This is a genomic window from Dialister succinatiphilus, assembly GCF_928721695.1.
GTDB classification, from domain to species: Bacteria; Bacillota; Negativicutes; order Veillonellales; family Dialisteraceae; genus Dialister; species Dialister succinatiphilus.
This window is the reverse complement of the sequence record NZ_OV788641.1, coordinates 1,789,255-1,807,414: the sequence shown is the minus strand read 5'-3', so window position 1 is coordinate 1,807,414 and position 18,160 is coordinate 1,789,255. Positions and strand designations below refer to the sequence as shown.

The 18,160-nt window shown below is 48.9% G+C and carries 14 protein-coding genes and 1 tRNA gene; 7 read left to right on the top strand and 8 right to left on the bottom strand.

Annotation, left to right across the window (positions count from 1 at the left end; all coding sequences use genetic code 11):
• Position 1 precedes the first annotated feature (1 nt).
• The 3 genes from NW747_RS07525 to NW747_RS07515 all read right to left on the bottom strand — a co-directional run bounded on the left by NW747_RS07525 (position 2) and on the right by NW747_RS07515 (position 4,985).
• A complete protein-coding gene (locus tag NW747_RS07525) occupies positions 2-2,167 on the bottom strand; it encodes a RelA/SpoT family protein (protein WP_232217327.1) in 2,166 nt (721 codons plus the stop codon).
• A 226-nt stretch (positions 2,168-2,393) separates the two neighbouring features.
• Positions 2,394-4,403 carry a single-stranded-DNA-specific exonuclease RecJ gene (gene recJ, locus NW747_RS07520; protein ID WP_273186485.1) on the bottom strand — a complete coding sequence of 670 codons (2,010 nt, stop codon included), beginning with the start codon at positions 4,401-4,403 and terminating at the stop codon, positions 2,394-2,396.
• A 135-nt stretch (positions 4,404-4,538) separates the two neighbouring features.
• Positions 4,539-4,985, bottom strand: a complete 447-nt coding sequence (locus tag NW747_RS07515) for a hypothetical protein (protein ID WP_008859257.1) — start codon at positions 4,983-4,985, stop codon at positions 4,539-4,541.
• 130 nt (positions 4,986-5,115) lie between these two features.
• Between NW747_RS07515 and tadA the strand changes: the two genes are divergently transcribed.
• The 3 genes from tadA to NW747_RS07500 all read left to right on the top strand — a co-directional run bounded on the left by tadA (position 5,116) and on the right by NW747_RS07500 (position 7,772).
• Complete coding sequence (tadA, locus tag NW747_RS07510) at positions 5,116-5,565, top strand: tRNA adenosine(34) deaminase TadA (protein ID WP_273186482.1); 450 nt, start codon at positions 5,116-5,118, stop codon at positions 5,563-5,565.
• 11 nt (positions 5,566-5,576) lie between these two features.
• Positions 5,577-5,665: transfer RNA gene (locus tag NW747_RS07505), tRNA-Ser, on the top strand.
• Positions 5,666-6,029: 364 nt separating this feature from the next.
• Positions 6,030-7,772 carry a DUF4127 family protein gene (locus NW747_RS07500; RefSeq protein WP_273186479.1) on the top strand — a complete coding sequence of 581 codons (1,743 nt, stop codon included), beginning with the start codon at positions 6,030-6,032 and terminating at the stop codon, positions 7,770-7,772.
• A gap of 106 nt (positions 7,773-7,878) precedes the next feature.
• Here the strand turns inward: NW747_RS07500 and recN are convergent, their stop codons facing one another.
• Together recN and argR are read right to left on the bottom strand one after the other, a co-directional pair.
• A complete protein-coding gene (gene recN, locus NW747_RS07495) occupies positions 7,879-9,540 on the bottom strand; it encodes a DNA repair protein RecN (RefSeq protein ID WP_273186476.1) in 1,662 nt (553 codons plus the stop codon).
• Positions 9,541-9,554: 14 nt separating this feature from the next.
• Entirely contained in the window at positions 9,555-10,010 is a 456-nt protein-coding gene (argR, locus tag NW747_RS07490) for an arginine repressor (RefSeq protein WP_008859261.1), read from the bottom strand.
• Positions 10,011-10,340: 330 nt separating this feature from the next.
• Between argR and speD the strand changes: the two genes are divergently transcribed.
• Entirely contained in the window at positions 10,341-10,835 is a 495-nt protein-coding gene (gene speD / locus NW747_RS07485) for an S-adenosylmethionine decarboxylase (RefSeq protein WP_273186474.1), read from the top strand.
• Between the two features lie 232 nt (positions 10,836-11,067).
• Here the strand turns inward: speD and pheT are convergent, their stop codons facing one another.
• From pheT to NW747_RS07470, 3 genes are all read right to left on the bottom strand, one after another.
• A complete protein-coding gene (pheT, locus tag NW747_RS07480; protein ID WP_273186471.1) occupies positions 11,068-13,539 on the bottom strand; it encodes a phenylalanine--tRNA ligase subunit beta in 2,472 nt (823 codons plus the stop codon).
• A 19-nt stretch (positions 13,540-13,558) separates the two neighbouring features.
• Positions 13,559-14,572 carry a phenylalanine--tRNA ligase subunit alpha gene (pheS, locus tag NW747_RS07475; RefSeq protein ID WP_273188279.1) on the bottom strand — a complete coding sequence of 338 codons (1,014 nt, stop codon included), beginning with the start codon at positions 14,570-14,572 and terminating at the stop codon, positions 13,559-13,561.
• Positions 14,573-15,296: 724 nt separating this feature from the next.
• Complete coding sequence (locus tag NW747_RS07470; RefSeq protein ID WP_273186468.1) at positions 15,297-16,034, bottom strand: NAD-dependent protein deacylase; 738 nt, start codon at positions 16,032-16,034, stop codon at positions 15,297-15,299.
• 163 nt (positions 16,035-16,197) lie between these two features.
• Here NW747_RS07470 and NW747_RS07465 point away from each other — a divergent pair, with 163 nt between their 5' ends.
• Genes NW747_RS07465 through NW747_RS07455 form a run of 3 tightly spaced genes read left to right on the top strand, consistent with a single transcriptional unit; the run spans position 16,198 to position 18,158 of the window.
• Positions 16,198-16,761, top strand: coding sequence for a hypothetical protein (locus tag NW747_RS07465; protein ID WP_273186465.1), 564 nt, complete (start codon positions 16,198-16,200; stop codon positions 16,759-16,761).
• 32 nt (positions 16,762-16,793) lie between these two features.
• On the top strand, positions 16,794-17,345 hold the full coding sequence (locus tag NW747_RS07460) for a LemA family protein (protein WP_273186462.1): 552 nt from the start codon (positions 16,794-16,796) through the stop codon (positions 17,343-17,345).
• A 51-nt stretch (positions 17,346-17,396) separates the two neighbouring features.
• A complete protein-coding gene (locus NW747_RS07455) occupies positions 17,397-18,158 on the top strand; it encodes a TPM domain-containing protein (protein ID WP_273186459.1) in 762 nt (253 codons plus the stop codon).
• Positions 18,159-18,160 lie beyond the last annotated feature (2 nt).

Here is an 18,160-nt window from a genome sequence, read left to right as displayed (position 1 = left end):
ATCATTCTCCCTGCATCGAATGCATGCGTCTTACAGAATGGACGCCCTTGATTCTTCTGATTTTTGTCATAATATAATCCAGCTGCTGCAGGTCCTTGATCTGGATACCCAGATGCATGACTGCCATGCCGTTGTTTTCCACTTTCACGTTGGCTTTGGAAACGGAAAGTTTCATTTCCGTCAATGCCGCCAGAATATCCGCCATCAAACCGGTCCGATCATAGCTGATGACTTCGATGGTTACCAGGAACATACTGCTTGTCTGTTCTTCCCAGGACACATCGATCATGCGGTCCTTATCGGGGAAATTGATGGCATTGGGACAGTCTGCCCGATGCACCGACACGCCGCGACCTCTGGTAACAAACCCTACGATATCATCACCAGGCACCGGGTTGCAGCACTTGGACAGGTGCACCACCAGTCCTTCTTCCCCTTTCACCAGAACGCCACTGTTGGAACGGGTCTTCACGCTCCGCATTTTCAGATTTTCCAGAGCTTTGGCCGTCTTTTGGGCCGCAGGTTTCTGGGCATTCAGCTCCCGCTTGTAAAGTTCCGTCAGTTTCAGTATGACGCTCTTCACTGCCACACCGCCAAATCCCACGGAAGCCAGCATATCTTCGGTGTTCATATTGTTGAACGTCCTGGCCACCTGGGCAAGCCGGTCCCTGGCAATCAGCTTCTTCCATTCATAACCCAGCCGGTCCGCTTCCTGGATAAGGGCTTCCTGACCTCTGGAAATATTTTCGCTGCGGTTTTCCTTCTTGAACCAGCTCCTGATTTTCGCCTTGGAGTCCGCCGCTCCTACCATATTGATCCAGTCGTAGCTGGGTTTCCCGGTTTTGGACGTAATAATGGAAACAATATCGCCGTTCTTCAGCTTCGTATCCAGAGGCACGATTTTGTTATTGACCTTGGCTCCCACGCAGCGGTTTCCCACTTCCGTATGGATGCGATAAGCAAAATCGATAGGAATAGACCCTTTTGGAAGGTTAATGACATCCCCTTTCGGAGTAAACACGAAAACTTCATCGGAGAATACGTCCAGCTTCAGGGCATTCATGAATTCCTTGGGATTGCTGGTATCCTGCCATTCCAGAATGCGGCGGAGCCAGCTGATTTTAGCATCAAAATCTTTGGAACCGGCCTGTTTCCCTTCCTTGTACCGCCAGTGGGCAGCCACGCCATATTCGGAAATATGGTGCATTTCCCAGGTACGGATCTGTATTTCCACAGGCTGTCCCCTGGTGCCGATAACCGTGGTATGAAGGGACTGGTACATGTTGGGCTTCGGCACCGCAATATAATCCTTGAATCGGTTGGGCAGCGGTTTCCACAGGGAATGGGCAATACCCAGCACCGCATAGCACTGGGGGATGGTATCCACAATGACTCTCACTGCATAAAGGTCGTAAATCTGGGACAAATCCTTATTATCCCTTTTCATTTTCTTATAAATGCTGTAGAAATGCTTCGGCCTGCCGGTAATGGTAGCCTTAATACCGGCTTCCTCTATGTGGTCATGGAGCACCCTCATGGTATCATTGACGATTTCTTCACGGGCTTTCCTCTTCTGTTTCATCTGCCGCACCAGATCGTAGTATTCTTCCGGATGCAGGTAATGGAAACAGAGATCTTCCAGTTCCCACTTAATGTTGTAGATACCGAGGCGATGAGCCAGGGGCGCATAGATTTCAATAGTTTCCTTGGCAATGCGCTGCTGTTTCTCCCGGCGGAATACTCCAAGGGTTCGCATATTGTGCAGACGGTCTGCCAGCTTGATGACCACCACTCGAATATCCTTAGCCATGGCCAGGAACATTTTACGGAAATTTTCCAGCTGCTGGTCTTCCTTATCTTTATAGTGGAACTGGGAAAGCTTTGTCACCCCGTCTACCAGAAAGGCTACTTCCTCGCCAAACATCATCTTGATATCTTCCAGCGTATATTCCGTATCCTCCACTACATCGTGAAGAAGAGCCGCCATAATGCCCTGGGGATCCATTTCCAGCTCCGCCAGAATGTAGGCTACAGCCAGAGGATGGATGATATAAGGCTCTCCGGTGGCGCGGACCTGGGCTGCATGGGCCTTGCTGGCCAGCTCATAGGCCTCCTCTATGGCCTCCAGGCTCTTTGGATCCTTGATATAGGTTTTCACCTTATCCATGAGACGCTTATATTCTTCTTCTTTTTCGCCGCCCCAGTCCTTTTTCTGTTTCTGTCTTTCCACATACTCTTCCTGGTGGATCAGGAATTCAGCCAGTGTGGAAGCAGAGGCATCAGTATGAATGGTTTCTTCATTCAGATTCTGGTTAAAAACACCGGCCAGATTGGTGGTTTTTGGAAGAGCCGGCATTTCTTCTTCCTTTACATTTTCTTTTTTATCCATATTTTCATTCATCATGCCCACCCTCCTGGGTTCTATGCTTTCTATAAATAGAAGAAGTCAAAAGATCGAGTTTACGGGCCACCAGCCGTTTCTGGTAGAAGTCTTCCCCATTTCTGGAAAATCTTGACAGGATTTCCAATTCCTCGAAAACCGCCAGGGCCATCCCCAGCTTCACCGGTTCAAAGCCGTATTTCTTTCTCATGAGGTAATGAACCTCCCGCACCGGTTTAGCCATGGTGCGAAGAATAAGAGAAAGCTTTCTGTACACATCTACCAGATAATCCCTATCCAGCAGGCAGGCCTCTTCCTGCCTTATATCCCTGCCGATGAGCTGCACATGCTCCCCATACCACTCATGCACCTCCGGCTCAAAGACCAGATCCACCACGTCTCCTGCCTGGCAGGGGCTCTCTTCCCCTACGCCCCAGAAAATAGTGTCCACCAGACCGCTGTCTCCGGAAATCTGGCACTTGAAGTGCCGTCCGTCAGCCCCCATATGCCGGGCTGTTTCCACAAAGGCATGGTTCATGGCAAAGAGAGGTTTGGGATTATCGGCACCGCAGGGTTCCAAAAGGTCTAAAGAATGGATGAAATCAAGACTCACATCCTTTAATGACAGTTCCTCCTCCACATCCAGCACCGGAATACAGTCTTCCTCTGTCAGCACCGATGCGGCATACCTGTTCATGCGCCGGCGCAGCTCCGGTATCTTCTCCTCTGCAATGGAAAAGCCTGCTGCCATCTTGTGACCGCCAAACTGAAGCAGAATGTCAGACTGGGCGGAAAGGGCTTTATAAATATTAAAAGCAGGAATACTCCGGCAGGATCCCTTCCCTATGCCATCCCTCACTGTAATCACGAAAACGGGACGATGGCACGATTCCAGAATACGGGAAGCCACGATGCCGATGACACCGGGATGCCAGTCCTTCCCGTCCACCACAACGGCCATGTCATTTTCTATGCCAAGCTCTGCCATGCGGCTTTTGGCCTGTTCAAAAATATCCCGTTCGATCTGCTGTCTCATGGTATTGATTTCACAAAGCTTTTGAGCCAGTCTTTCCGCTTCCTCTGCGGACTCTGTAGTCATGAGGCGAACCCCTTCCGATGCCCGGGCAATGCGGCCTGCCGCATTCAGCCTGGGCGCCAGGCCGAAGGATACCTGATCCGCCCGCCGGATTTCCGTAGTGTCATCATGAACAATGCCGGAAGCCTTAAGCAGCGCCGCCAGCCCCTTGATAGGAGTATGAATAAACCGCTTCATTCCCTCCTTTACAAGAATACGGTTCTCTCCGGTCAGAGACACCACGTCGGCAATGGTACCAAGAGCCGCCAGCTCCACGGTTCCATCATAATCTCTTCCCAGCCGTTTCATATAAAGTCCCCGGCACAACGTGTAGGCCACGCCGCAGCCGGCCAACTCCTTATAGGGGTAGGGGCAGTCCTTCTGGTGAGGATTTAAAACCGCTACGCAGGAAGGCAAAAGCTCCGGCGGCGTATGGTGATCGGTGACAATGATATCAAGCCCCTTCGGCGCCTCGCTGATAAGAGCAGCAGAACTAATGCCGCAGTCTACTGTTATCAGTAGATGATATCCTTCCTCTGCCAGATGGTTCACTGCCTCCCGGTTCAGACCATACCCTTCCTTCTCTCTCTGGGGAATGTAGTATCCCACATCCGCTCCAAGGGAAGAAAGGCAGCGCATCATGATGGAAGTAGATGTAATCCCATCGACATCGTAGTCCCCATACACTACGATTTTTTCATGCTGATCTATGGCCTGCAGAATGCGGCTCACCGCTTTGTCCATGCCCTTCATGAGGAAAGGATCTGACAGATGATCCAGATTGTCATAAAGGAAATGAGACAGTTTCTCTTCGCTGTCAATGCCCCGATGCATCAGGATCCGGGCCAGCTCCTCCGGAATGCCATGGGAGGCGAAAAAAGAAGGGATTTCCTCTCCTTCCCTATGGATTTTGATATGCCATTTATACTTCTGTTTGTCTCTATTCATAAAAAATCCTCAATTCTCATTCTTATTTTCCCTGTTATTTTATCACCTTTTATTCTCAATGACTACCGCATATTATCATTCTCAATAAAATCCAATAAAAAAACCCCGGAGCGCCCTGCTCCGGGGAAGAAACCCTTATTCCCAAGCTTCCTTCATAATATTTTTATATTCAGAATTCAGGTGATCCACCACCACATCAAGCACTACCCGAACAATTTCCGGATCAAAGCTGTCATTGGTGCTGGGCAGGCAGCAATCCAGGAAAATGGAGCCGTCATCTGCAGCCACATACTTGAAAACTTTGTAGCTTCTGTTCAGCGTGTTCAAATATTCCAGGAACTTGGCCTTGTTGGAATCCTTCACCAGCTGGCTTCCTACCTGTACACGGATAATGGTATAAATGGTATTGTCTGTAATGATACCCATGGGAATGGTCTGCCCTTCCACCTTGATATTGGACTGGAAAACCACCGTATCCGCTTCATCATGGACTTCATTCTTATTGAAGAAATTCATATTATTCTTCTGAATATACGCTTCAAACTTCTTTGCTTTCAGATTCACTCTTTTTTCTTCTGCCATCAAATTCACCTTCCAGTTAGAAATATAATTAACCTTTCTTTATTCTACCCTGCCTTGCCATTTATTTCCACATTGATTATGATAATTTCAGAAAAAAATAAAATCCGTGAACCAAAGTAAAGGAAATCCCATGACCGATACAGAATACATGATGCTTGCCCTGGAAGAAGCCAGAAAAGCAGAGGCAGAAGGCGAAATCCCCATTGGCGCCCTGGTGGTATACAGAGACCTCATCATCGCCGCTGCCCACAATGAAAAAGAAGGAACCCATGACCCCACCGCCCATGCAGAAATCACAGCCCTTCGCAAAGCCGCCCGATTTTTGGGCACATGGCGTTTGACGGGCGCTTCCCTTTATGTTACCATAGAACCGTGTCCGATGTGTGCCGGCGCCCTTTTAAATGCAAGAGTCACAAGGCTGATTTACGGATCCCCAAATCCGCAGTACGGAGCGGTGGACTCCAGATTTCACCTCACCTCTTCTTTCGCCTTAAATCACACCGTGGAAGTTACCTCCGGTATCCTGCAGAAAGAATGTCAGGCGCTGGTAGATGAATTCTTCCGCCGTCGGCGCTCATAACTATATTACCTGGAGCAGTATCGAAGTGGTCATAACGAGGCGGACTCGAAATCCGTTAGCCCTTCGGGGCCCGTGGGTTCGAATCCCACCTGCTCCGCCAAAAGCAAAGCACCTTGTGAGGTGCTTTTTTATTTCTCAAGCGGATTTTTATTCCGTCATACAGGCAGGTGGCTTCAACGATACGTTAGGAGCGTCACCGCTTAAAGAGAAACTACGAAAGCTGATCTCACAAATCCCAGCGGCAGGCAGAGCGTCTTCATCGATTCATGGCTTCTGCCCTATCCACACGGACCTTTCACATCCGTGTTTTCGTGATGCCCTTTTCATAGATATGAATTTCATCCATCAGCCAATGGAAAATCATTTACAAAGTATTGATTTTCCTTGTCAAAATCATTTACCCATCATTTTTCTCCCATGATATAATAATACAAATTACTCAATATACAGGGGAGGTAAATCCATTGATTTTCCATAAAAAAATCTGTCTTCTCGTTTTGGCCGCCAGTCTTTCTGCCTTTATCAGTACAGCCGAGGCAAAGACTATCCTGCTGGTGCCCCAGGATGACCGGCCGGTAAGCCTCGATTACACCGTTTCCACAGCAGAAAAGGCGGGGTACACTGTTCTCACTCCCCCCAGGGCTTATTTATCAGGAAAGAATTTCCGGGGCAGTCCGGATCAGCTTTGGCGCTGGGTTGAGCAGAATATGGTTCGTGCCGATGCCGCTGTGATTTCCACAGATTCTTTGATTTACGGCGGTCTGGTGGATTCCCGCAAGCATAATGAATCCCTTACTGTCCTTATGGGACGGGAAAATAAAATCAAAGCTCTCCATTCCCAGTACCCCAAGACTCCCATTTATGCCTTTGGCACCATCATGCGCACCCCCTATGCTTCCGGCAGCGGCGTAGAACCCTATTACTACAGCAAGTACGGCAATGACCTGTACCGCCTGTCCGGGCTGCAGGACAAAATGGATGCAGGAAAACTTTCTACCGATGAAGCAGCGGAACTGCTTTCACTGAAGCTCTCCATTCCTAGTGAATATCTGCAGGACTGGTTCAAACGGCGCACGAAGAATAATACCATCAACCGCATGCTGATCAGGGATACGAAGAGCGGTATTTTTACCTATTTCTGCGAAGGCCACGATGATAACAGCAAGAATTCCCAGTCTGCGCTGGAAGCCAGATATCTGGCGGTAGATGCGAAAAGCCTTCCGCCCACCCGTTATGGCTCCTTCCCCGGCGCCGACCAGCTGGCCCTTCTCCTGATTGCCCGCTACCATAATGACAGCAATCACTTAAAACCCAGTTTCACCGTAATTTACCCCCTGGGCCGGGCAGAAAATACCATCCCCAGCTATGAAAATCAGCCTATCGGCAAAACGATCAGCGAACACATCGAAGCGGTAGGCGGCACCATGGCAGGCAAAAACATTCCCGACATTGTGCTGGCAGTGAATACCCCCATTGCCACCACCGGCGAATCAGGACAGTTCAGCAATTTCGGCATGCTGAAGCAGAGCACCACCGATTTTATGAATGAGGTAAAAAACGTGGTGAACCGGGGTATCCCTGTTTCCATGGTGGACGTATACTTTGCCAATGGATCTGATAATACCCTCATGAATCTCATGGTAAAAGATGACCTGCTCTATAAAGTAGCTGCTTACAACGGCTGGAACACGGCGTCCAATACCATCGGCTACGCCATCGCCCAGGCGGTGCTGGCGCCGGATATGTCCGCAGAGGACCACAAGGATATGCTCATCGAGCAGTATATCGACAACTGGGCTTATCAGGCCAACGTACGTAAAAATATCGCCCGCCTTACAGAGCAGGAAAGCCAAAACATGGTTCCCACGCCGGCAATTAAAGAAGAAATGATTGCAGAAATCCAGGAATTTGCAAAAAAGAAAATGGGCCTCAACCCTGCCACTGTATCAGCAGACTTCCCCTGGAACCGCCTTTTTGAAATCAACGCTCTTGTATCTTCCAAACCCAGATACAAGGTATACCTTACCCGGGCAGAGCAGCAGCGCATAGCAGAAGAAAAGGCAGCTGCCGAAGCCAAAGCCAAAGCGGAAGCAGAGGCTAAAGCAAAGGCTGCGGCAAAGGCAGAGGCCCCCTCCCCTGCTCCTGCCGCTCCTTCTTCCGATGAAGAAAAGGATGGGGATATTTCTACGATAGTCATAAATAAATGATAAATTAACCCCAAAAGGGTTGTCGGGGATGCGCCTTTTCCCTTTCCTGTATCAAATAAAAACGGGTCTGTGACAAATGATTTACATTTTTTCACAGACCCGTTTTTTATTCCTTTACTTTTTTCTTCATTTCCTCCGCCGATTCCAAAGCGCTCTGGGAAGAATCGCTGCCGGAAATCATGAGAGCTATGTCCGCCAAATGTTCTTTTTCGTTCAGCAAAACAGCTCTGGTGGCAGTCCTGCCATGGGAGACGGTCTTTACGATTTTATAATGACGGTCTGCGGCACAGGCTGTCTGAGGCAGATGAGTAATACAGAGGACCTGAATGGCATGAGAGAGAAAGGCAATCTTTCTGGCCACCTGAAGGCCTACTCTGCCGCTAATGCCCACGTCGATTTCATCAAAAATCAAGGTCTGCTGCTGGAGAAGGCGGGAGATAACCATTTCGATGGCCAGAGCAATACGGGAAATTTCACCGCCGGAAGCAGTGTCTTTCATGCTTCGAAGAGGTTCGCCCATATTGGCAGAAAAATAGAATTCCATTTCTTCCGCGCCGTTGGGAAGAGGTGTTTTGGCCGGTAGGAGGTGGAGTTTCATTCTTGCATTTTCCATACCCATGTCTTTCAGGGAAGAAACCACTTTTTTCAGAATGATTTCTGAGGATTTCATCCGTTCCCTGTTCAGCACTTCCGATTTTTTCATGAGCAGTGCTGTGAGGTCTTCGTAGTTTTTCTGAAGAGCTGCATTATCATAGATGATTTCTTTCAGGGAATCATATTCTTCCCTGGCCTTCTTTTCATAGGCCAGGACGTCTGACAGTTCAGGACCGTATTTCCGCTTCAGTTCCATAATCACTTCATTCCGATCCTGCAGGGTTTCCAGTTCTTCTTCCGAAAAGTCGGAATTTGCGATGTAATCTTCCATGGTGCCGATGGCATCTTCCAGGGAGAAAGAAGCTGACCGAAGGGATTCCAGAATGGACCCCAGAGATTCGTCATACCGGGCAGCCTGGGAAATTTCCTTATCCGCTTCGGCAATGGAGTCCTGAGGGCCTCCGTCGGCGGTGATAGTTTCCAGGGCATTGTGAAGAGATCGGAAAATGCGCTCATGGTTCTGAAGAACCTGGAGTTTCTTTTCCACTTCTTCGTCTTCCCCATCCTGGAGGGCGGCAGAGGAAATCTGCTTCAGTTCCCACTCCAGAATATCCAGCCGTCTTTCTCTTTCCTGCTTTCTTTCCCTGTAATCATCCAGAGCGTCCTTCAGTTTCTTCCATTCCTTGTAAGAGCTGCGATAGGACTGATAGGCTTCTGCAGCAGCAGGGGTGCCGGAGTCCACCATCCTTTCACAGAAGGGAATGGACAGAAGTTCCATGTTATCATTCTGCTCATGGAGCCGCACCAGTTTTTTCCCCAGTTTCTGCAGCTGCCTGACAGTGCAGAAACTGCCGTTAATGGTACAGATACCCCGGCCGGAACGATTCAACTTTCTGGAAATGATAATCTGTCCGTTATCGGAGTCAATGCCCTCTTCTTTCAGTTCTTCAATAATGGAGCTGTCGGCGTAGAAAACACCTTCTACCTTGAAAAAATCAGCACCGGTACGGATAAGGTCCGTGCTGGCCCGGCGGCCGGTGAGCATGGCCAGAGCATCGATGAGAATAGATTTCCCCGCCCCTGTTTCACCTGTAAAGACAGTGACGCCCTGGTCAAAATCAATGACCGTATCTTCAATAATAGCAAAATTGATAATATGAAGGCTCTGCAGCATACCGGCTCACCGCCTCAGGACTTGAGCATGCCCTGGATATGGGACAGAAGTACCGGCACATCTTCCGGTGTTTTCAGGATGATGAGAACCGTGTCATCCCCTGCCAGAGTGCCAATGATGACATCATTCTTGGAATGGTCAATGGCAAAGGCTACGGAAGAGGCAGAACCGGGAATGGTGTGAAGCACCACCATGTTCATGGCAGAATCAATTTTCACTACGGCTTCCTGAAAGAGAATGGCCGTGTGGCTCTTAGACATGACGCTCTGCTTCTCATTGGAAAGGGCATAGCGATAGTGCCCGTTTTTATAGGGGATCTTAATCAGCATAAGGTCTTTAATGTCTCTGGACACGGTGGCCTGGGTAACAGCAATGCCCTCTTTTTTCAGAGCTTCCGCCAGTTCTTCCTGTGTCTCAATGACCTGATTCTGGATGATTTCTTTAATTTTCATGATTCTGTATCTTTTCATAAAAGCTCTCCTTATCTGAAAAGTTTATCTTTTCCTGCCGATTGGTATCATCTGTATCTTCAAATAAATATACCTGTATTTTTATCAATTTTAAAGCATTTTAGCCTCAAGGTCAAATATTTTCTGCATAAAAATAAATTCTGTATAGATTTTAACGGCATTTTTTGCATTTCCTTGTTTATTTATTCACTCTGTTATTCACTCTGTCATGGAAATCATGCCTGTCATAAAATGAATGCGAATGAATTGCATTAATTTTATCGCATAGTGAAAGAAATTCTGCTATAATGAATCAAATGTGCAAATATTTTTAAAAGAAGGAATATACATATGGATAATTACATTGGAAAACACCTGCTTATTGACTGCTACAGCTGCAGTCCCGACACCCTGGAAGATTCCAAAACCACTCTCCAGACCCTGAGTGATGCTGCCGGGAAAATCGGCATGGAAGTCAAGGACACCTTTTTCCATGAAAGCGAAGATGAAATCACCGCCGCTGCCTACGGCCCCAAATCCCACATCTGTATTCACTGGTATCCTCATCTTGCCTATGCGGCAGTGGATATTTACAGCTTCAACATAGACCTGAAACCCGCCCGCTCCATGGCAGTGCTCCGGGCTGCCCTCCATCCGGAAAAAATCAGGGCTACTTCGGTAAAGCGGGGAAATATCAACCCCGACATGAAGCCCAATATCAAGTCCAAGTCCACCACCCTTCATAAGTTCAAAAACACAGGGCAGCAGATGAAGACTGCCGGCCAGAAAGTGGCCAACTATATGCGCCACAAGAATGAAAAGAGAGATACCCTGGGACCCGAGTGAATGCATACGCCCGGCAGCCTGAGGGCTTTGATGTTAAACCGGCCTTATGGCAGGCAGGGCTTCATTCACAGCAGCCCTGGGACGGCAAACGGTATGTGACAGACTTGCTGCGTTTGCTCCCCTTATTTCAGAAAAGGCATGTCCCCACCATTCCTCGCCAGCGTTTTTTACACCACATGAAAAGCCCCGGAAAATCATTTGGATTTTCCGGGGCTTTATCATGCCCAGTTGACTATGCGCGTAGGGTAATACCTGCTTTTTCCAGTGCTTTTACGATCTTTTCAATCCACTGGTCCACTTCTTTATCGGTCAGAGTCCGATCTTCAGCGCGGAAGGTCAGGTTGTAGGCCATGCTCTTACAGCCTTCCTTGACCTGCTCGCCCTGATAAAGATCGAAGAGGCGGAGGGTTTCCAGATGCTTTCCGCCGGCTTTGCGGATAATTTCTTCCACTTCATCATTGGTGCAGTGTGCCGGCACCAGGAGAGAGAGATCCCGCTGGGAAGCCGGGAATTTCGGAATTCTGGAGTAGTCGATGGTCTCGTCCACCATGTTCATGAGGTGAGGAACAAAGATGACAAAGCCGTAAACTTCTTTCTTAATACCCCATTTATCCAGTACCGCCGGATGAAGCTGGCCGAAGGACATGAGGGTCTTTCCGTCTTTCACAAAATCGGCAGAAATACCGGGGTGGAATACGGGATACGTGGAACGTCTGATTTCATAGTCTCTGATTCCCAGGGCTTTCAGCACATTTTCCATAATGGCTTTGATATCAAAGAAATCGTATTTCCTGCCATTATTCGGATAGCCTGCTTCGTCGGGACTTCCGTAGAGGAGTCCAGAGAAAAGTTCGTATTCATAAGGCAGTTCCGTCAGCGGCAGTTCCTTCGGCTGGTACACATGACCGGACTCGAAGATTGCTGCTTCTTCGTTCTTCTGGGAAAGGTTATAGGTCAGAGTATGCATCAGGCCGGGGAGAAGGGTGGTCCTCATATCCGGATATTCTTCGGAAATCGGATTCATAATGGGAATGGCATTATATACCTTATGGCCCCAGGGGAAATTCAATTTTTCCAGATCCTTCTTATCCATGAAGCTATAGTTTACGACTTCGGAAAGGCCGTCTGCCACCAAACTATCGGTAATGCGGAAAATCACGTCCTGGTCTTTGGACATGGCTCCCTTGGCAATGGCGCTCCAGGGAGTGGTGATGGGGATGTTCTTATAACCGTATACCCGTGCCACTTCTTCTGCCAGATCCGGCATGCCGGAAAGGTCAAGACGGAATTCGGGAACCGTGACGGTAAGGTTGCCATCTTGTTCTTCTACTTTGAAATAGAGGGCTTCCAGGATTTCAATCATCTGTTCCTTGGGCATGTTGATGCCGATGTAGTCATTGATTCTCTTTACCGTGGTTTTGATAATCTGTGGTTCAGCCTTTACGGGATATTCGTCCAGCATGCCTTTGGCTGTGGTGGCAGCTCCCTGTTCTTCCAAAAGCTGGCAGATGCGATTGATAGCCATTTCACTTCTGGCAGGATTAATCCCCTTTTCATAACGGCCGGACGCTTCGGAGCGAAGGCCCAAACGGCGGGAGGTTCTTCTGATGGAAGCGGAATCAAAAACCGCAGATTCCAGAAGGACGTTCTTTGTTTCCGCGGTGACTTCGGAATCAAATCCACCCATCACGCCAGCAACGCAGGCCGCCTTATCATCGCCGTCGGCAATGACCAGATCTGAAGGATTAAGCTGTCTTTCCTGGCCGTCCAGAGTAACGATTTTTTCTCCTTCATGAGCATGACGGCAGGTAAGGGAATGACCGGCTACCTTGTCGTAATCATAGGTATGGAGGGGCTGTCCGATTTCCAGCATCACATAATTGGCAGCATCTACCACATTATTGATGGGGCGGATACCATTGCTGCGAAGTCTGTCTTCTATCCATTCCGGAGAACGTCCGATTTTTACGTTTTCCAAAAGGCGTCCACAGAAGCGTTTGCAGTAGGCCGGTTCGGAAATGTGAACAGAAGCACGGCCTTCGATAGGCGCCCCTTCTTCTTTTACGGAAATGGATGGCAGGGTGACTTTCTTCCTGAAAATGGCACCGGTTTCCAAAGCCATGCCGATCATGCTGAAGCAGTCGGCTCTATTGGCGGTGAGTTCCATTTCATACACCACATCGTCCAGGTCGTACAGGTTATGAATATCCACGCCTACCGGTGTATCTTCCGGAAGGATAAGGATACCCTCATGGTTGAGAGCCGGGAAAAGATTGGCATCCATGCCCAGTTCACCTAAGGAGCACATCATGCCGGCAGATTTCACACCGCGAAGTTTTCCCGCCTTGATTTTAATATCACCGTGGCGAAGTCCGCCGGGTGCTTTATTATCATGAGCAGCAGGTACATGGGCACCGGAGAGAGCACAGGGAACAATCTGTCCTGCCTTTACATTGGAAGCACTGGTAACAATCTGCACCGGTTCTTCCTCACCCACATCCAGCTGGCAGATAAGAAGGTGATCCGCATCAGGATGTTTTTCTACAGAAAGGATTTTTCCTGTGATTACTCCTTTGATTCCTTCTCCAGGACGGATGACATGCTCTACAGGGATGCCGTCCACTGTCAGCGTTTCCGCCATATCATCAGGATTCATTCCTTTTATATCTACTAAGGTTCCCAGCCATTTTAAAGAAACATTCATCTATATAATCTCCCTTCCATTAGAACTGCTTCAGGAATCTGACATCATTTTCATAGAAATTACGGAGGTCGTCAATTCCGTAAAGCAGCATGGCGATACGTTCGATGCCCATGCCGAATGCAAAGCCGCTCACCTTTTCCGGATCATAGCCATTGAGTTTCAGTACCATGGGATGAACCATGCCGCAGCCCAGGATTTCCAGCCAGTCCGGATCTCCGTCTTCTTCACCGGTTCTGGCAGCAAAGGAAATATCTACTTCTGCCGATGGTTCGGTGAAGGGGAAGTAGCTGGCCCGGAAACGAATCTTCGTGTCAGAACCGAAGAGGTCCTTCAAGAAGATTTCCAAGGTACCCTTCAAATCTGCAAAACTGATATCCTTATCCACCACAAGTCCCTCTACCTGATGGAATACAGGAGAATGGGTAGCATCATTATCCCAACGGAACACTTTTCCCGGAGCAATCATACGGATAGGTGAATTGGGTGTATGTTTTCGGAGGGTTCTGGCCTGTACCGGAGAGGTATGGGTGCGAAGAAGGATTTCCGGTGTAATGTAGAAAGAATCCTGCATATCCCTGGCCGGATGATCCTTGGGGAGGTTCAGGCATTCGAAATTATAGTAGTCCTGTTCGATTTCCGGACCTTCTTCTACGGAATAGCCCATCCGGATAAAAGACTTCATGATTTCACGGAGTGCCTTGTCCAGCGGATGGAGATGACCGATTTTATGATGGCGGGCCGGAAGGGTAATATCCACCGTTTCATGTCGGATTTTTTCTTCCAGCCTCTTCTGTTTCAGTTCTTCCATTTTATCTGCAATGGCAGCTTCCACATCGCTTCTGACCTGATTGGCCAAAGCGCCAATGACCGGACGCTGGGCTGCGGAAACATCCTTCATGCCTCTTAAAATGGCGGTGAGTTTACCCTTTTTACCAAGGAAGAAAACCTTTGTATCCTGCAGTGTTTTCTCATCTACAGCAGCACTGATTTTATACTGAGCATCCTTTTTCAGGGAATCCAGATCTTTTTCCATAAAAGAAACAATCTGGGCCCGTACCTGGTCAGCCAGCTCCGACAGATTTTTGTCGCTGTCATTCAGCTTCTTCACATCTCCCAGAAAACCGGTGAGTTTTGCTTTCACCGCTTCATAGGTTTCCTGTTTACGGTTTTCATCCCTGCAGGCCTTCAGCATTTCTTCTGCTTTTGCCTTCAGCTCATCTAACTTAGTATCCATCTATATACCTCCTGTGATTGATTCGGGCTGTCTTCCATCGGCAAAGAGGATGGGAAATAAAAAAAGCCCCGCCCCACTAAGGGGCGAAGTCTTTATCCGCGGTACCACCCTGATTTGTACTCGAAAGCTTTAACGCAGCCCTGCGTCCGGCCTACTCCGTTCAGCCGGCAGCTCCGAAGCGAACTAAGCCCAGCCGATCCTTTCCGGTGTCCCACTAGTACCGGATCCCTTTGTAGAATCCCTGCCGGCTCCTTCTTCATCATAGCCTCAATATATAAAGCTATTTTAACATGCCTGCGCTAAAAGTCAACCCCATGAGCAGGCCCGGCATTAGGGTCCAGAGCGGGACAAAATGTTTAATAGGTGCTGACGCCAGCCGCCGGAAAGGAACACTCTTCTCTGCACCAGGACAGCCTGCCTGTTCTTCCCATCACCTGAAAGGGAGATTTACAGCTCTAAACAATCTGGCTTCTTTCATTTGTAGCATTACTTGCCTTTCACGGCTCCGGCCGCTCCGCCGGTGCTATACTCCCACCACTTCTCCCAGTATTTTTCCCACGCTGTCATGGAAAACCAGATCGCAGGTACTATCCCTTCCCGTTGCATCCTGGTTAATCATCACAAGAGAATCGCCGGCAAAATAGTCAATAAAGCCGGCGGCCGGATAGACCACCAGACTGGTGCCTCCAATGATGAGCATATCTGCCGTCTGTATGGCATCCATGGCATCTTCCATGGTATCCATATCAAGAGGCTCCTCGTAGAGTACCACATCCGGTTTCACAATACCCCCGCAGTAAGGGCAGTGAGGCACCGGGCTGCAGAGGGAAAGGAAACTATCCACATCGTAGGAGCGGCCGCACTGGGTGCAGTAATTTCGCAGAATAGACCCATGAAGCTCCATCACATTTTGACTGCCTGCCTTCTGGTGAAGGCCGTCAATATTCTGGGTAACAATACCATAAAGTTTCCCTTCTTCCTCCAGCCTGGCCAGAGCATAATGAGCTCTGTTCGGCTCAGCCGCCACCATGGCTTCTGCGAAGTTCTTGTAGTTGGTGAAAAACTCCACCGGATGTTCCTCATAAAAATGATGAGACAGCATTTCCTCCGGCGTCCAGGGAAGATTTGTCTTCTGCCGATAAATCCCATTGGCCCCGCGGAAATCGGGAATATGGGATTCTGTAGAAACGCCGGCGCCGCCAAAGAAAGCAATCTTATGATGACTCTCAATCATTTCCCTCAGTTTTTCCAAATCAGTCATGATGGTCTCCTTTCTGCTGGAATGCAAAAGCCTGTTTTTTTTATTTTACCATTCTTATAGAAGAAAAAGTCAATGGAGAACTTCAAGATTTCCTCACCATTCATTGACAATCTTTCTGCTATCCCCTATGCTAGATGTAGAATTTATGAAGGAGGAATTTATTATGAGTCGGCTTACACTGGCGAAAGCCAAAGAAATTTTACCGAAGTATACCACCGAGGACCATCTTTTCACCCATGCCATGGCAGTGAGTGCAGCCATGGGCGCTATGGCGGATTATTTCCATGCCGATAAGGACCACTGGGAAGCTATCGGCTATCTTCATGATGTGGATTATGAAAAATATCCCAATGAACACTGTCACCATGTCCGGGAATTTCTGGAACCGGAAGGGGTCGATGAGGAAGATATCAATACCATCATTTCCCATGGCTGGGGCATCTGCGACAATGATGTGGAACCCACCACGGACATCGAGAAGAGCCTTTTCACAGTCGATGAACTCACCGGCGTAGTCATGGCCTATGCCCTTATGCGGCCCGAGGGCATTACAGGCATGGAAGTGAAGGGATTGAAAAAGAAATTCAAGGATAAACGGTTCGCTGCAGGCTGCAATCGGGACGTCATCAAAAAGGGATTTGCCATGCTGGGTCTTGACGCCGGTACTGTTATGCAGGCCTGCATTGACGGCATGACCACCCATAAGGAAGAACTGGGATTGAAATAATAGATTTGTTTTCCATTTCTAAGGAGGTTCCTATGAAGAAACTGATTATTATCATTGCTGCAATCCTTGTCATTGCCGGAGGCCTGGTCAGCTCCTACAACGGCCTTGTTTCCATGCATGAACAGGTGAATTCATCCTGGGCCCAGGTAGATACCCAGCTTCAGCGCCGAGCTGACCTGATCCCCAATCTGGTAAACACGGTTAAAGGCTATGCTTCCCATGAACAGGAAGCGGTGAAGGCAGTGGCCGATGCCCGTTCCAAACTCTTGAATGCTTCCACGCCGACCGATAAAATCAGCGCTAATGGTGAATTGTCCAACGCCCTGGGCCGTCTGCTGATGGTAGCTGAAAATTATCCTGATTTGAAAGCCAACCAGAATTTCCTGGCACTTCAGGACGAACTGGCAGGAACGGAAAACCGGATTTCCGTAGCCCGTCGGGACTATAACAATCAGGTGCAGAAATACAATGCTAAAATTCATTCTTTTCCGGTAAGCCTTTACGCCGGTGCCTTCGGTTTCACCGACGCCCCCTATTTCAAAGCAGACGAAGGAGCCAAAGCAGCTCCAAAAGTACAGTTTTAGTCAATTGGTCAGCCGGTGAGACAGTGAGCTGCTGATGAAAGGAGAGATACCATGAAATCCATAGGGAAAGTGTTGATCGCTCTTTTGACCCTGGTTTTTGCATGGTTTTCCATAAATACCGTCCTGGCAGCAGAAACCTATCCCCCGCCGCCTTCTGATTCTTTCTACGCGGAAGACTACACCGGTACCTTAAGCGTAGAAACAAAGAAACATATCAATGCCATAGGCTATGCACTGGATCAAAAGACCCATGCCCAAGTAGTGGTAGTCATGGTTGACACCGTTCCCGATGGTGATCTGGAATCCTATGCCAACGGCCTTTTTCGAAGCCGGGGCCTTGGTGATAAAGAGAAAAACAACGGTCTCCTGCTTCTGGTTTCCATGAAAGATAGAAAAGCCCGGATTGAGGTGGGCTACGGCCTGGAAGGCGCCATGAACGATGCCAAAGCAGGGCGCCTGCTGGATACCTTCCTCATTCCCGCTTTCAAGAAAGGCGACTATAGCCGGGGTGTCCAGGATACCTATGACAACATGGTGCGGCAGGTCATGAAAGAATATGGCCTCGCCTCGCTGGACGGACTCTCAAGTCCTGCTGTCAAAGAAGACAGCGGATTTACTATGGAGGATTTTCTGACGCCCCTGGTGCTCCTCATCCTTCTGGTCATTGACTGGATCTTCCTGGGCGGCCGTCTCACCCGCCTCATTCTTTTCCTCCTCTTCACGGGCCGCGGAGGCGGCCGCGGCGGTGGAGGCTTCGGCGGAAGCGGCCGTGGCGGTTCCTCTGGAGGCGGCGGTGCCAGCCGGGGATGGTGAAA

Bases quoted from the DNA above. Each gene is read 5' to 3' on its own strand.
- NW747_RS07525 (WP_232217327.1), bottom strand. From the start codon at position 2,167: ATGGATAAGGTGAAAACCTATATCAAGGATCCAAAGAGCCTGGAGGCC.
- recJ (WP_273186485.1), bottom strand. From the start codon at position 4,403: ATGAATAGAGACAAACAGAAGTATAAATGGCATATCAAAATCCATAGG.
- NW747_RS07515 (WP_008859257.1), bottom strand. From the start codon at position 4,985: ATGGCAGAAGAAAAAAGAGTGAATCTGAAAGCAAAGAAGTTTGAAGCG.
- tadA (WP_273186482.1), top strand. From the start codon at position 5,116: ATGACCGATACAGAATACATGATGCTTGCCCTGGAAGAAGCCAGAAAA.
- recN (WP_273186476.1), bottom strand. From the start codon at position 9,540: ATGCTGCAGAGCCTTCATATTATCAATTTTGCTATTATTGAAGATACG.
- argR (WP_008859261.1), bottom strand. From the start codon at position 10,010: ATGAAAAGATACAGAATCATGAAAATTAAAGAAATCATCCAGAATCAG.
- speD (WP_273186474.1), top strand. From the start codon at position 10,341: ATGGATAATTACATTGGAAAACACCTGCTTATTGACTGCTACAGCTGC.
- pheT (WP_273186471.1), bottom strand. From the start codon at position 13,539: ATGAATGTTTCTTTAAAATGGCTGGGAACCTTAGTAGATATAAAAGGA.
- pheS (WP_273188279.1), bottom strand. From the start codon at position 14,572: ATGGAAAAAGATCTGGATTCCCTGAAAAAGGATGCTCAGTATAAAATC.
- NW747_RS07470 (WP_273186468.1), bottom strand. From the start codon at position 16,034: ATGACTGATTTGGAAAAACTGAGGGAAATGATTGAGAGTCATCATAAG.
- NW747_RS07465 (WP_273186465.1), top strand. From the start codon at position 16,198: ATGAGTCGGCTTACACTGGCGAAAGCCAAAGAAATTTTACCGAAGTAT.
- NW747_RS07460 (WP_273186462.1), top strand. From the start codon at position 16,794: ATGAAGAAACTGATTATTATCATTGCTGCAATCCTTGTCATTGCCGGA.
- NW747_RS07455 (WP_273186459.1), top strand. From the start codon at position 17,397: ATGAAATCCATAGGGAAAGTGTTGATCGCTCTTTTGACCCTGGTTTTT.